This window comes from Mycobacterium marinum, from assembly GCF_003391395.1.
GTDB classification, from domain to species: domain Bacteria; phylum Actinomycetota; class Actinomycetes; order Mycobacteriales; family Mycobacteriaceae; genus Mycobacterium; species Mycobacterium marinum.
Map to the genome: position 1 here is coordinate 193,294 of NZ_CP024190.1, position 13,641 is coordinate 206,934.

The window sequence follows — 13,641 nt, forward strand, 5'->3', positions numbered from 1 at the left end:
ATCCTCTTTGATGGCTGCGTCGGTGTTGGTCGCCGCGGCAGCGCTGACCGGCGGATGTACGGCGGTGAACAAGGCCGCCGGCGAACCCGTCGGCCATGCGTTCCAGCTGCTCGAGTACCCGCAGCCGGTTTCGCAGCCGGTTGCCGAGCCCGCTGAGGGATCGCCTTATGGCGGCTACTCGGTTGAGGTAGCTGGCTCGGTCACGTATCTCAAGGAAACGAGCGTCCTGCCCAAGAGCGGTCTGCTGACTATCGGCCCGGGGCCACGCGCTGGTGAGCTGCAGGTGCAGCACTACTACCAGGGTGACCGGTTCCCCTACGAGACCGGCGTCCTTTCCAAGGACGGGACGGCGAGCACCCTCAACGCCATCACCATCGTCAACCCACTGGATTCCCGGGTGTCGTTGCAGTGCGCCGTGGCAGGCGGCATCGCGCTCGAGAACCTCAACGAGCCACGAGACCTGCACGGCGAGTGCGGCGGGGGCGCGAAGTTGTCGGGCACCGTGCGGGCCGACGGGACGCGCCAGGCTACGTGGCGCGGCAAGCCGGTTGAGCTGGCCCGCACCGTTGTCGACTTGACCATTACGGGGATGACGAGCGGAAAAGTCCACCAAATCAACGATGTACCGAAGGGCGGCAGCTTTCCGCTGTATACGGCCATCGACGTGAACATGACCGCCCAAGGCATCAACCTAACGGAAGAGCTGGAACGCTATGTCCTCCCCAGAGTCCAAGACTGACAACGAAACCGGAGATTTGCAGCCAGGAACCTCCGCCCTCGAAGCGGTCGACCTGGTCAAGTCCTATCCCGGTTCGGACACCAACGCCGTCGACGGTCTCACCCTGGTGATTCCGCGCGGGGTGGTCTATTGCCTGTTGGGCCGCAACGGGGCGGGTAAAACCACGACCATCAGGATGGCCACCACATTGCTGACCCCGACCAGCGGCCAACTGGAGGTGCTGGGGGTTCCGGTTGACAACACGACGCAGCTGCGGCCACTCATCGGCGTGGCGCTGCAGGAGGTCGCCCTCGATCTGTGGATGTCACCCGTCGAGCAGATACGCATGAGCCTGGCGATGGCGGGCTGGCCGAAATCCGACAGGAAGCGTCGCGAGGGCGAACTCGTCGAGCAGTTCGGCCTCGGAAAATACTTGAACCGCAAAGTCGGAGCACTTTCCGGTGGTATGCGCCGCCGCGTCGACGTGGCGCTCGCGGTCGCGCACAACCCACAGATGCTGTTTCTCGACGAGCCTTCCAGCGGGCTGGACATCGAAGGCAAGCAGGAGGTGTGGAACGCAATCCGGCTGCTGCGTTCTGAGGGCCGTACCGTCGTCCTGACCACACACGATATGGACGAAGCCGTCTCGCTGGCCGATGAAGTCGGAATCATCAAGGACGGGGTGCTCGTCGCAGCGGGTTCGACACAGGAGTTCACCCGAAGCCACGGCTTCGCCGTGGACATTTCGGCACCCCAGGAGATAACCGACGACGCCGTGCGGCAACTGGCCGGCGCCGGCTACCCGATGCAGCGCAAGGGCAGCAGCGCGGTAACCGGATCACTGGACTCTGCGTCTGCCGCCGAGATCGGTTCGCTCGCAACGGTTTTGGACCGGCTCGGACTGGCCGGCGCGAACATCGAAATTCGATCGACGTCGCTGCGCGACGCGTTCCTGGAGGCTACCCAATGACCCGCTCCGCGCTGGCGAACACCGCCCGCCTCTTTCGCCGCTATGTCGTTGTGGGGCTGCGACAGCCGGTCTTCGGTTTCATCTTTCCCATCGTGTTTCCGGTCGTGTTGGTGGTCTTCGTGCGGTCGATGTTCCAACGCGTCGCAGACTTGCCCGGATTTCCGCTGACTTCCTATACCGCCTACATCGCCCCGGGCCTCATCATGCTGATTCCGATGCTTGGCGCGGGATACGGCGCGGGAACGTTGATCGAAGAGATCAGTTCGGGCTTCACCGACCGGCTGCGGCTTTATGGTGTCTCGACTGGCCAGATCATGGCCGCCAAGATCGGCTTCGAGATGTTCAGGATCCTGCCCGCGGCGGTGATCGTCATCGGCCTGCTGGCTTTGCTCGATGCCCCTTTGCGCGCCGGGATCCTCACCGCAGCGCTACTCATCCTGCTGATGTTTCTGTGGTCGGCCGCATATAGCTCACTGTTCTATCTGGTGGCGCTCCGCACGCTCAACCCGCAGGCGCCGGTCGCGATGCTGCCTTTGGCACTGCCGGTGCTGTTCGTCAGCCAGGCGCTCATGCCTTCGGTATTCCTGTCGGACTGGCTGCGCATCAGCATCAATGTGAATCCGTTCTCACACATCGTCTCTGCAGCGTCGACGATCATGTACGGCGATTTCGACACCATGACGGTCCTCCGAGGTTGTCTGGTGGGCCTCGGCATGTTCTTGATCCTGCAAATTCCCATCCACTTCGTTATTCGTCGCAAAATCGGAAAGTAAGGGCATAAAGCTGTCATGTCAGAGGTGCGTGTTTTCCTTGTTGAGTTCATCGCTGACGAACTCGAGATCGCCACAACTGAGGTGCGGGACTCTTCCGAACTCATCAGGGACCTCGGGTTCGACTCACTTGCGTTCGCTTCGACGGTGTCGGAAATTGCCAGCCGGTTCGGTGTGCGACTGAGCAAAGACGACGTCTTCGAATCCAAGACGGTGGGCGCGTTGGTTGAGCTGGTGGAGAGCCGGAAGAGCGCGCCGGATGCGGTGAATGCTGCCGTGAACGCGTCGGGTAACCCGTGAACACGATCATGCGGAGGCTGTGTGACAGCCAGGAGGCGACACAGCACGGTCTGACCACGGCTCCGGTCGGCGCCGACGGGCGATCCCATCTCGACCAGCTGACGAACACGCCGTGGTCCGATATCCACCACTTGGGCCGCCGCGCGGCGGGTGCGCTACAACGTGACGGCGTCACCCCCGGCGACGTGGTGGCGGTGTTGGCTGGCGCGCCCGGTGAGATCGCTCCTCTGGTGCAGGGCGCCTGGATGTGCGGTGCCGCGGTGACGATGTTGCATCAACCCACTCATCGGTCCGACCTACAAGCGTGGGCCGCCGACACCAAGAAGACCTTGTCGATGGTCGGCGCATCGACCGTCGTGGTCGGCAGCCCATTTCAGTCCGCCGCGCAGGAGTTCGCGAAGGTGGGCCTACGCGGCTTGGAACTTTCCGAGCTGCTTACCGCAGATGAAGGGCGCATCGTTGGCGCAGACGAGGATTCGCCCGCATTCCTGCAACTGACGTCCGGTTCGACCGGGCATCCCAAGGCCGTCAGCATCACCTACCGCAACATCGAGGCAAACGGGCGCGCCCTGATGGCCGCCGCGAGCGCCGATGTCGCCTCCGATGTCGTAGTCAGCTGGCTGCCACTCTTCCACGACATGGGCATGATGGGTCTACTGATCATCCCCATGTATGAGGGAATGGATGCTGTCCACATAACGCCGGCGGACTTCCTCAACGATCCCCTGCTATGGGCTGAACTGATCACCAAGCACCGCGGCAGCATCACTGCTGCACCGAATTTCGCGTATTCACTGCTGGCTCGGCGGCTACGCAGAGCGCAGGACCACGCGTTCGATCTCTCCTCCCTGCGCTTTGCGCTCAATGGGGCCGAAGGCATCGACGTCGCCACGCTGGAGCGGCTTGCCACCGAGGGTGCGCGCTTTGGACTGCGGCGGGATGCCATCGTGCCGGCCTACGGTATGGCCGAAGCGACCCTGGCGATATCCGTCGTACGACCCGGTGAAGGATTCCGGGTCTGCCCGCCGCATCCCGACCTGGTCGCGGCACAGGGCGAAGCGGCGGCACCGCGAGTCATGCTAGGACCGCCCGTGCCCGGATGCGATGTGCGAGTGGTGTCCGAAGACCGAACCGTCCTCGCGCCGTCGGAAATCGGCGAACTCGAGATCCGCGGCGACAACGTGACGGCCGGATACCACACCGCGGCGGGTTTCGAGCCGGCGGTTGACGCCGACGGTTGGTTGGCCACAGGTGACGTCGGCTACCTGACCGAGAACGGGCAACCGGTGATCTGCGGCCGCAAGAAAGACATTCTCATCATCTCGGGCCGCAACGTGCACCCTGAGGACATCGAGCGGTCCGTTGTCGGTATCGCGGGCATTCGTTCCGGCGGCGTCGCCGCCGTGCGCCTAGCCACCGCCTCCGCCAGCGAGGGATTCGTAATGGTCGCCGAATCTGCGCTGCATGCCGACGATGCCGAAAGCAACCGTATCCGAACCGAGGTTGCCGACCGCGTGTTCGTCAATCTCGGGGTGAGTCCGCGAGCAGTCCATGTGGTCCCGGCGGGTTGGCTCCCCAAGACGTCGTCGGGAAAACTGCGTCGGCGGCAGACCTCCGAGCGGTTGCGACTCTTCGACGACGCATTGTGAGGCCGTGTGATGGCGACGACCTTTGTTAACGACCGACTGATCGGGCTGCGCCGCCTCAGCGTCACGTACCTGCGTCAGCACCCAGCGGCATCGCTCGCCACGGCTGGCGAACAGATCGTGCTGGGCGTCGCCGCGTTGCGCTACTTGGCAATAGATCTGGTGACCGGCCGGTTCCCATGGACCGAGTGCATCCGGCAGGCGAGCTTCATGGCCGCCACCGCCATCATGCCGACGATTCTGGTGGCATTGCCCATCGGCGCTACCCTGTCCATCCAGTTCGCGATGCTCGCTGGCCAGGTCGGGGCGACCTCGCTGGCTGGAGCGGCGAGCGGGTTGACCGTCGTCCGGCAGGCCGCCTCGCTGGTGGCGGCCATTCTGCTGGCCGCGGCGGTCGGCTCCGCAATCACCGCGGACCTGGGCGTTCGCACCATGCGCGAGGAAACAGACGCGATGGAGGTGATGGGCGTCTCCGTGGTCCGCAATCTGGTCGTCCCTCGATTGCTGGCAGCCATGGTCATCGGGGTCGCCTTGTGCGGCGTGGTGTGCTTTGTCGGATTCCTGGCCAGCTACCTGTTCAACGTGTACGTCCAGGGCGGCTCTGCGGGCAGCTTCCTGGCCACATTTTCGGCGTTTGCCACCACCGGCGACATGATCCTCGCCCTATTGAAGGCCGCTGTCTATGGCTTCATCGTGACGGTGGTGGCATGTCAGAAAGGGCTATCAACTCGGGGCGGTCCAGCCGGTGTCGCCAATTCGGTCAACGCCGCGGTCGTGGAGGCCGTCTTGCTGCTGATGATCGTCAACGTCGTGGTCAGTGAGCTCTATACCGTTCTCTTCCCGAGAACGGGTTTGTGACATGACCTCGTTTGTCGCGATGCGCCGCATGTCGATACGTCAAATAGTGTTTGCCGGCGCCGGCGCCGGTGCCGGCCAGCCGCTAGCCAGGTTCGGCCACATGATTGCGTTCTACCTCCACACGGTCCTTGCCATTCCGGTCGCGCTGCGACGCTACCGCCGGGAGTTCATGCGGCTACTCTCCGACATCACCTGGGGTAACGGCTCCATCGTGGTCGGCGGCGGGACGGTGGGAGTGGTTCTGGTGCTGGGCATTACGGCTGGCGCGCTAGTCGCGATCGAGGGGTACAACTTCCTGAACATGATGGGCATCGGCCCGGCCACCGGTGTCGTCTCGTCCCTGGTGACCACACGCGAACTCGCCCCCATCATGGCTGCGCTCGGCTTCGCGGTCCAGGCGGGATGCCGCTTCACCACGCAGATCGGTGCAATGCGGGTGGCCGAGGAAATCGATGCTCTCAACGCGATGGCTATCCGGCCGATCCCGTACCTGGTCACCACCCGATTGCTGGCTTCTGCCGTCGCGATCATCCCGTTGTACATCGCATGTCTGACGATCAGTTACCTGTCGTGCCAACTGATGGTTACCTTCACGACCCATGGGTCGGTGGGACCATATCTGCACTACTTCACGATGCTCATCGACGCCAGAGACGTTGGCTACTCGGTGATCAAGGCCGTGGTTTTCGTGGCGCTGGCGTCGGTGGTCCAGTGCTACTACGGCTTTTGCGCCGAAGGCGGGCCAGAGGGCGTCGGTGTTGCCGCCGGACACGCCATGCGTGCCAGTATCACCGTCGTCATCATCGTCAACATGGTGCTGACCATGGCGCTGTGGAGCGTTGACGCCGGCGTCAGGTTCGGCGGCTGACGATGACCAATCACATTGACCTCGACGGGATTTACTTCTCGAAGCGACAGTTGCTCGCGCGTGGGGGCATCGCGCTGGTCGTTGTCTTGCTGGTGACGTCGTGGCTGCTGGCCAAGTCCATGGGCTATCTGGATCGCGGTGTCCAAGTGGTCGCCGACCTGCGCAACATCGGCGACGGTCTACCGGCCGGGTCCGACGTCAAATACCGGGGGATCCAGGTTGGCACCGTCGAGAGCCTCGATCCGTCGATCGGCAACCAACCGAACCAGGTGCGGATTCGCCTCAAACCGGAGTACGCGGCGTCGATACCGGTGACCGTCACCGCGCGCGTCGTACCGAGCAATGTCTTTGCGGTGTCGTCGATCCAACTCGTCGAGCACGGGCCCGGCACACCCATCAGCGACGGCGAGCGGATCAGCGAAGACACCGACCTACCTACTGTGTTGTTCCAGACAGCGCTGACCAAGCTGCGCGACATTCTTGCCGCTGCCGGCCGTAATCGCGATGATCACACCCTCGGAGTGCTTGCGGCCGTCGGAGCCGCGACGAACAATCGCAACGGCGCACTGCAGCTGAGTACGCACCAGCTGATTCGGATCATCGACGAGCTCAACGGTGTCGTTGCGACTGACCAAGGTCCGTCGACTGTCGCCGCGCTGGTGGATGCGGCGCGTGGGCTGTCGCAGAGCGCACCGGAGTTACTGGATGCGTTTCACGATGCCGTCGCGCCGATGCGGACACTTGTCGACAAGCAGCAGGCGCTGCACGACTTCCTCGGGGCCGGGCAATATACGACCGGGCTGGCCGTCAATTCCTTGCAGAACCACTCCGACCAGCTCGTTCAGATAACGACGGATCTCACCCCGGTCGTCGGTGTATTCGCCGACAACGCACAGCACTTCGTGCCGATCACCGAGCGGATCACCAGATTCTCGGACAAGTTTTTCGAGGAGGTTTGGGACCCGGCCTCGACCGTTGCCCACGGTCGTGTGAACGTCTCGTTCACACCGTCCTATACCTATACCCGGGCCGACTGCCCGAGGTACGGGGAGCTGCGGGCCCCGAGCTGCTTTACCGCACCCCTGGTTCAGGCTCGGCCCGACCTTCCTGAGGTGTTACTCCCGCAGAATTACCAGCCTCCACCGAATCTGGCTCCCCCGCCTGGGACGGTCGTGGGTCCTGACGGAAACCTCGTCGCGGTTGGCCCGCCGCTGATCAATCCCACCCCGAACCTCGAGGATCCCAATCCGCCACTGCCTGCCGGGGTGACGCCTGCGCCTCCAGTTCCGGGCACCGCTAACCCGGATCTGCTTCCCGCGGCTCCGTCATCTTTCGGGGGCAACGTCGGGCCGGTCGGCAGTGTGCAAGAACGCGCAGCCCTGAGTCTGATCACCGGGGAGCAAGCGACCGTCGCGACCCAGCTGCTGCTGGGGCCGGTGGCCCGCGGCGCCATCGCCAGCCGAACTCAGCAAACACCGACGGAGAGCAAATGATGCGAAGGCAGCCGGCCAATGACTAGTCCCCGGACACGAACACGACGCGGCGCGCTGCTGTGGGTGGCATTCTTCTTGGTGGTCGCTACGGCGTTGACGTGGATGGTCTATGTCACGCTGCGCCGCGACGTCAAAGGACCCACGGCCCGCTATGGCGCCCTGTTTACCGATGTTTTCGGGCTTCGTGAGGGTGACGATGTCCGGGTCGCGGGGGTGCGAGTTGGACGGGTACAGAAGGTCGAACTCGACCAAACGCTGGCGCGCGTGTCGTTCATCGTGCAGCAGGGCCAGGCGATTCTCACCGACACCATCGCATCGATCACATACCAGAACATTGTCGGTCAGCGCTATCTGGCGCTTGCCCCCGGCCGCACCGGCCGCGGCATCCCGATACCGCCGGGCAGTGTCATTCCGGTAGAGCGGACTGAGCCGTCCTTCGATATCGGCACGCTACTCAACGGCTACGAGCCGCTGTTCGCGGTGCTCGATCCGGATCAGGTCAACAACTTCACCAAAGCGGTCATTGCGTCACTTCAGGGCGACACTTCGGCTCTTGCCACCCTTGTCGACCAGACATCAACGCTGACAGCGACTTTCGCCGGTAGCGACGACGCCCTGGCCAACGTGATCGGCAGCCTCGACAGGGTGGCCGGCAGCCTGGCCAGCCAAAGCGCTGAATTCGAGCACACGATCGCGCAGACGCGCCAGATGGTCTCCCAATTCAACAGCAGGCGTTCGGAATTGGTCGAGTCGACCGGCAACATGGCGGCAGTGGTCCGTCAGTTGGGCGGCATCCTCGCAGATGTCAACCCGCAAATCCGTCAAATCCTGGACCGCCAGCCCGGTTACACCAAGCACCTGCTGGACATCGAACCTCAGGCGGCCTTCGTGGGAATGAATACTCCGCTGTTACTCAAGGGCCTGGCCCGCGTGTTCGGTCAGGGCACCTACATGAATGTGTATGGCTGCGATGTCAACTTCTACGGGTACTTCCCTGGCCTCAACGACATGGTCCCGATCATCGTGGCCGCGGCGACGCCCGGTGGAAAGCCCATGTACACCCCGAAATGCAGGAATGTCACCGATGGCTGAACGAATAAAGCACCTTCGCCCGCGACTACGCCCGCTGGCCTCGTACAACAAGACCTGGCTCGGATTCGTTGGGCTGTCACTGGCAGTAGTCCTGATCGGGGCGCTGCTGCTGGTCAAGCAAGCAGGCATTGGCTATCGGCGCTACACAGCGGAGTTTCTGCAAGCGGCGTCCTTGCAGCCGGACAACGTGGTCTCGGTGGCAGGTGTACCGGTGGGCAACGTCATCAGCGTTCGTCTGGCAGGAGACCATGTTGAAGCCCGATTGCGGGTCAAGGACAATATTGCGCTCGGCCGCGACACTCGGGCCGCAATCAAGATCACAACAATTTTCGGTTCCCGCTACATCGACCTGCATCCGACGGGTGCTGGTGTACCACCGGGCCAGACAATCGATTTGGCCCACACCGAGGTGCCCTACGATCTGCAGGCGGCGCTGGCCGACTCGACCAGAACCTTCGAGCAGGTTGACGGTGATCGAATTGCATCATCGCTGACCGTCCTCGGCCAAGCGCTGAACGGTCTGCCAGACGTCTTTCCGCAAGCGCTAGAGAATGTCCGCGCGTTGTCTTCGGTGATTTCGCAGCGTCGCGACCAACTTGGGACACTGCTCAAGAGCACGCAGAACGTCACCGACATATTGCGTCGCCAGCAATCCGACCTCGGCAGCATGATTCGGCAGGGCCAAGACCTGATCGGAGAGTTCGTCGCACATTCAGCGGCCTTCCACGCAATGATGCAGGCCTTGACCCAGGTCGTCGGCTCGCTGCGCACAATCGTGGTCGATGACCGGGCCGCGCTTGAAGATGTCGTCCAAACGATGGAGCAGCTCAGCGCAAAACTCGCCGAACAGGATGCGCTCTTCAGGAACCTGTTGGAAATCGCCCCAGTGCCGGTCAGGGAGCTGGCCAATGCGTCCGGCTATGGCAATGCGTTGGAACTCAACGCGGCCGCCGGACCGCTGGTCGACTCATGGATGTGTGCGATTAGCGGCCGCGCCAAGCAGTTCGGTTTGATCCAATACTTCAAGGACTGCGCATGACACACCGGCACAACCTAATTCGGGTTGGTGTAGGCCTCGTGGTCGTCGCCGCCCTCGCGTGCGCTGGCTGGTACGGGTTGGCCCGCGACCGCGGACCGATCGTGGTGACGGCCCAGTTCGACAGTGCCGCGGGCCTCTACGAGGGCAATGCAGTGGCAGTGCTCGGAATACCGGTGGGGCATATCACCAAAATCGTCGCGAAATCCGGCTACGCCGAGGTGGAATTCACTGTCGACCGCGCGGTGCAGGTCCCGGCGGACGTGCAGGCGGTGACCATCTCGACATCAATCCTCACCGACCGCCAGATCGAGCTGACTCCTGCCTACCGCGGTGGGCCCACGCTGCGAAATCACGACACCATCGGGCTGACCCGTACCAGGGCACCTGTTGAGTTCGACCGGGTCCTCGGGATGCTGGACAGACTAGCCAGCTCGCTACAAGGGGACGGCCGGGGCGGCGGTCCGGTGGCTGGCGTGCTCAATGCCGGGTACGACGTTGTGAACGGCAATGGGCAGCACCTCAAGGAGGCGTTCGACGAGCTGTCGAAAGCGTTGCGGCTCAGCGCCGATCGCGGAGTGCATACCCGTGAACAGATGACCGCGATTATCGAGAATCTCAGTTCACTGCTGGATGCGGCGGCGAAGAATGACTCGACGTTGCGGCAGTTCGGATCGACCGTACGCCAACTCAGCCAGATCATGGCCAACGAGGGCTTCGGTTCTGGAACCAGCGGCCAGCAACTCAACGCGCTGATTCAACGCACCGGAGACATTCTCAATGCCAACCGCGAAGCCATCGCACGCGGAATTGCCAACGGCAACACCACCATACAGTCGGTGGTTGATCGGCAACGGGAGGTCACCGAGTTCTTCGATGTGCTGCCGTTGATGGCCGACAACCTGTACAACGCGGTCGATCAACGTAACGGTTCGATTAGAGCCCACCAACTGACCGACCGCATGATCTTCGACTCGCAGTTCGGCAAGGAGGTATGCAACCTGATGGGCTTGCGGCAGCTTGGCTGTAGTACCGGCACCTTGCAGGACTATGGGCCCGACTTCGGTCTGACCTATGTGCTCGACGGTCTCGCCGCGATGGGGCAGAAGTGATCAAGCGGCTATCCGGCAGGCCGCGTTGGCGGTTGGGGATTCTGGCGACCGTTCTCGCCACCACTGCGTGTTCCACGAATGGGTTGGCTGATCTGCCACTTCCGGCCCCGGGCCTGGGTTCGGGCGGCTATCGGATAACCGCCATCTTCGCAAATGCGCTCAATCTGAACGAACACGCCAAGGTGAAGCTCGGCGGCGCAGACATAGGCCTCGTCGAGTCAATGACGGCTCGCGACTTCAACGCGGTGACCACGTTGCGCATTAGGAGCGACGTGCGGGTGCCGGTGGGCAGTGGCGCCGAACTGCGCACCGCAACGCCGTTGGGGGACGTCTTTGTGTCGATCGTCCCGCCGAGCCAGCGTGCTGCGGATACCCCCACGCTCCAAGATGGCGACACCATCGCGCTGAACAAGACCGCGACGGCGGCCACCGTCGAATCGGTACTGAGTTCGGCGGCCATTCTGATCAACGGTGGTGTGGCTCATAACTTGACCAACGTCATCAATGGGCTGGGCAAGGCCGCCGGCAATGACGGCGAGGTGTATGGCGAACTGATCCGCAAGTCCAATGAATTGCTGGGCAAACTTGACGCCCGAACCGGGCAGCTCGAAGACGCGATGTCGCAAACCGAGCATTTGGCCGCCGAACTCGACCGCAAACGAGAAGTGATCGCCGAGTTGCTGCAAGCCACCGACCCGGCCACGAGCGTACTGGCAGCAGATGCCAGCCAGATCTCCGACTTGCTGTTATTGATGGGGGGCGCGGCCACCGAGCTGAAGAAGTTCCCGTCGATTGCCGGCACTGACAGCAGCGGCAGGAGCGTCATCAAGGACGCCAATGCTGTTGCCGCCGCGTGGAACGATGTGGCGCTGGACCCCGACGCACGGTTGTCGGCCTTGTCGAATTTGTACGCGCCATTCGTCAAACTCACTGCGGGCACCTCAATCTCGGGCAGCGCCGGGATCGACAGACTGGTCCTTGGTTCCATTCCGGACATCGGGTTCGGCGGGGACCCAGGCCTACATGGCCCCAAGCGGTACGACTGGCGCAAGTTCATTGGTTCGTTGAAGTTCACGCTGTGGCGACTTCAGGAGCGCGTTGTCGGTCAGGGGCCGCCGCAATGACCGACGTCGCACCCTCCTTGACCAACATGCGTGGCGGCCGACACACCTGGCTGTCATGCGTTGGTTTGTTGCTGACCCTGGTGGTGTCGGTCGCCTACCTGCTAATCGGCGTGCTGCACGTCAGGCCGTTGGCTTCCAACTACGCCCTTACCGTCGAACTGGGCCAGTCGGGCGGGTTGCTGCCCAACCAGGACGTTGCCCTGCACGGCGTGCAAATCGGTAAAGTCGAGTCACTCGAGATCTCTCGGACCGGTGTCACAGCCATACTTCGAATCAATGCCGGCGTGCGCATTCCGGTCGCCAGTACGGTCCGGGTATCGGCGCTGTCACCGGCGGGCGAGCAATACGTTGACTTCAACGCCACCTCTGGTGAGGGTCCTTTCCTCGAGAACGGCGACGCGATCTCACAAGATCGCACCACCACACCGGTGACGCCTGCCGAACTCTTGGAGCATGCCGATGGCGTACTGGCCCAGATCGATCCAGCCAAGCTGGCGGGGATCAGGCGTGAGTTGAACCTGAGCAAAGCAGCGCCGGAAAAGTTGACCGCGATTGTCGACGGCGGGGTCTTCCTCATCTCCACCCTGGATTCGGTGCTACCGCAAACGGTCAGCCTGCTCAGGAACAGCCGCGTGGTGCTATCTGCTGCTATCGATGTGAATGAAGGCATCGACGCTACCGCTCGCAACGTTCATCAACTGCTAACCGGCATTTCGTCCATGGATGACGGGTACCGCCGCATGGTCGACCAGACACCGGGGGTGCTAGAGGCGGTCGACAACCTCTTCAGCGATAACTCCGACACGATGGTTCAGTTGCTGGGCAACCTGACCACCGTCGCAAAATTGTCGTATCTTCGAGTGCCCGCACTCAAAGCGTTGTTTCCGGACTACCGCGGTTCGGCGTTGGAAGCATTCATGAGCACCATGCACGATGGCGGACTCTGGGCCACGGCGGACTTGTATCCGCGATACACCTGCGATTACGGCACGCCGAGCCATCCGCCTTCGGCAGCGGACTACCCGGAGCCGTTCCTGTACACGTACTGCCGCGACGACGATCCGGCGGTGCTGATCCGGGGGGCTCGAAACGCGCCGCGACCGCCTGGCGACGACACCGCCGGGCCGCCACCGGGGGCAGACCTGGGAGCGACCACCGGCCCCACACCGCAAGGCCGCTTTACCATCCCGACCCCCTACGGCGGACCAAGGCTGCCGATCGAACCGCCGCACTAGCGATCAGGGTTCAGCCACACCGTGAACAAACAGACCCCATGCCCACCGCGTAACCACATCGCCCCAGGTGTGGGGCGAGACAGCGGCCACCGGCTTACCGAGACATGGCTCGGAAACAATATGCGCATGGACATCGGCCGAAACGGAGCAATCCCACCCTGACCGACCGGTCCAGTTCGCCTTGGAGTCATCCAACCCGGCGCGTCGTGGGTTACCGGCTACTGCGAATCCTGGAATGCACGCTCCCACGACGGATTCCCGGGATTCCCGGGATTCCCGATGACCGAAACCTTCGGCCTACCTCTCATGGACTTTGGCCGGCGGATGGGTCCGCCACGCCTTGTGGAAGCCCATTCACCGAGCGATGCTTCTCGCCGAATACGCGCGACCGTTTGGCGCAAACGTCGGTCACTCCAACA

Annotated in this window: 13 protein-coding genes; all 13 read left to right on the forward strand. The window is 62.9% G+C overall.

Annotation, left to right across the window (positions count from 1 at the left end; translation table 11 throughout):
- The first annotated feature begins 10 nt into the window (after positions 1 to 10).
- Genes CCUG20998_RS00805 through CCUG20998_RS00865 form a run of 13 tightly spaced genes read left to right on the forward strand, consistent with a single transcriptional unit; the run spans position 11 to position 13,222 of the window.
- Positions 11 to 739 (forward strand): hypothetical protein, encoded by a 729-nt coding sequence (locus tag CCUG20998_RS00805; protein WP_036456868.1) that lies wholly within the window; start codon positions 11 to 13, stop codon positions 737 to 739.
- Positions 714 to 1,688, forward strand: coding sequence for an ABC transporter ATP-binding protein (locus tag CCUG20998_RS00810; protein ID WP_020731305.1), 975 nt, complete (start codon positions 714 to 716; stop codon positions 1,686 to 1,688). The genes CCUG20998_RS00805 and CCUG20998_RS00810 overlap by 26 nt, the downstream gene beginning before the upstream one ends.
- Positions 1,685 to 2,461 (forward strand): ABC transporter permease, encoded by a 777-nt coding sequence (locus tag CCUG20998_RS00815; RefSeq protein WP_012392170.1) that lies wholly within the window; start codon positions 1,685 to 1,687, stop codon positions 2,459 to 2,461. The genes CCUG20998_RS00810 and CCUG20998_RS00815 overlap by 4 nt, the downstream gene beginning before the upstream one ends.
- Positions 2,462 to 2,476: 15 nt before the next feature.
- The gene (locus CCUG20998_RS00820; protein WP_012392171.1) at positions 2,477 to 2,758 is read left to right on the forward strand and encodes an acyl carrier protein; all 282 of its coding nucleotides are present in this window, start codon (positions 2,477 to 2,479) and stop codon (positions 2,756 to 2,758) included.
- An 8-nt stretch (positions 2,759 to 2,766) separates the two neighbouring features.
- The gene (locus CCUG20998_RS00825) at positions 2,767 to 4,407 is read left to right on the forward strand and encodes a fatty acyl-AMP ligase (RefSeq protein ID WP_036457142.1); all 1,641 of its coding nucleotides are present in this window, start codon (positions 2,767 to 2,769) and stop codon (positions 4,405 to 4,407) included.
- A 9-nt stretch (positions 4,408 to 4,416) separates the two neighbouring features.
- Positions 4,417 to 5,262: an MlaE family ABC transporter permease gene (locus CCUG20998_RS00830; RefSeq protein WP_012392173.1), complete on the forward strand. Its 846-nt coding sequence runs from the start codon at positions 4,417 to 4,419 to the stop codon at positions 5,260 to 5,262.
- A 28-nt stretch (positions 5,263 to 5,290) separates the two neighbouring features.
- A complete protein-coding gene (locus CCUG20998_RS00835) occupies positions 5,291 to 6,130 on the forward strand; it encodes an MlaE family ABC transporter permease (protein ID WP_086085612.1) in 840 nt (279 codons plus the stop codon).
- Positions 6,131 to 6,132: 2 nt separating this feature from the next.
- A complete protein-coding gene (locus tag CCUG20998_RS00840; protein ID WP_020727670.1) occupies positions 6,133 to 7,623 on the forward strand; it encodes an MlaD family protein in 1,491 nt (496 codons plus the stop codon).
- Positions 7,624 to 7,641: 18 nt separating this feature from the next.
- A complete protein-coding gene (locus tag CCUG20998_RS00845) occupies positions 7,642 to 8,715 on the forward strand; it encodes an MCE family protein (RefSeq protein WP_036456870.1) in 1,074 nt (357 codons plus the stop codon).
- The gene (locus tag CCUG20998_RS00850; RefSeq protein ID WP_012392177.1) at positions 8,708 to 9,754 is read left to right on the forward strand and encodes an MCE family protein; all 1,047 of its coding nucleotides are present in this window, start codon (positions 8,708 to 8,710) and stop codon (positions 9,752 to 9,754) included. Before CCUG20998_RS00845 ends, CCUG20998_RS00850 begins: the two co-directional genes overlap by 8 nt.
- The gene (locus CCUG20998_RS00855) at positions 9,751 to 10,863 is read left to right on the forward strand and encodes an MCE family protein (RefSeq protein WP_036456872.1); all 1,113 of its coding nucleotides are present in this window, start codon (positions 9,751 to 9,753) and stop codon (positions 10,861 to 10,863) included. The genes CCUG20998_RS00850 and CCUG20998_RS00855 overlap by 4 nt, the downstream gene beginning before the upstream one ends.
- The gene (locus CCUG20998_RS00860; protein ID WP_020731309.1) at positions 10,860 to 11,987 is read left to right on the forward strand and encodes an MlaD family protein; all 1,128 of its coding nucleotides are present in this window, start codon (positions 10,860 to 10,862) and stop codon (positions 11,985 to 11,987) included. The genes CCUG20998_RS00855 and CCUG20998_RS00860 overlap by 4 nt, the downstream gene beginning before the upstream one ends.
- The gene (locus CCUG20998_RS00865; protein WP_020731310.1) at positions 11,984 to 13,222 is read left to right on the forward strand and encodes an MlaD family protein; all 1,239 of its coding nucleotides are present in this window, start codon (positions 11,984 to 11,986) and stop codon (positions 13,220 to 13,222) included. Before CCUG20998_RS00860 ends, CCUG20998_RS00865 begins: the two co-directional genes overlap by 4 nt.
- Positions 13,223 to 13,641: the final 419 nt, after the last annotated feature.

Bases quoted from the DNA above. Each gene is read 5' to 3' on its own strand.
- CCUG20998_RS00815 (WP_012392170.1), top strand. From the start codon at position 1,685: ATGACCCGCTCCGCGCTGGCGAACACCGCCCGCCTCTTTCGCCGCTAT.
- CCUG20998_RS00840 (WP_020727670.1), top strand. From the start codon at position 6,133: ATGACCAATCACATTGACCTCGACGGGATTTACTTCTCGAAGCGACAG.
- CCUG20998_RS00850 (WP_012392177.1), top strand. From the start codon at position 8,708: ATGGCTGAACGAATAAAGCACCTTCGCCCGCGACTACGCCCGCTGGCC.
- CCUG20998_RS00865 (WP_020731310.1), top strand. From the start codon at position 11,984: ATGACCGACGTCGCACCCTCCTTGACCAACATGCGTGGCGGCCGACAC.
- CCUG20998_RS00810 (WP_020731305.1), top strand. From the start codon at position 714: ATGTCCTCCCCAGAGTCCAAGACTGACAACGAAACCGGAGATTTGCAG.
- CCUG20998_RS00845 (WP_036456870.1), top strand. From the start codon at position 7,642: ATGACTAGTCCCCGGACACGAACACGACGCGGCGCGCTGCTGTGGGTG.
- CCUG20998_RS00835 (WP_086085612.1), top strand. From the start codon at position 5,291: ATGTCGATACGTCAAATAGTGTTTGCCGGCGCCGGCGCCGGTGCCGGC.
- CCUG20998_RS00830 (WP_012392173.1), top strand. From the start codon at position 4,417: ATGGCGACGACCTTTGTTAACGACCGACTGATCGGGCTGCGCCGCCTC.
- CCUG20998_RS00825 (WP_036457142.1), top strand. From the start codon at position 2,767: ATGCGGAGGCTGTGTGACAGCCAGGAGGCGACACAGCACGGTCTGACC.
- CCUG20998_RS00855 (WP_036456872.1), top strand. From the start codon at position 9,751: ATGACACACCGGCACAACCTAATTCGGGTTGGTGTAGGCCTCGTGGTC.
- CCUG20998_RS00820 (WP_012392171.1), top strand. From the start codon at position 2,477: ATGTCAGAGGTGCGTGTTTTCCTTGTTGAGTTCATCGCTGACGAACTC.
- CCUG20998_RS00805 (WP_036456868.1), top strand. From the start codon at position 11: ATGGCTGCGTCGGTGTTGGTCGCCGCGGCAGCGCTGACCGGCGGATGT.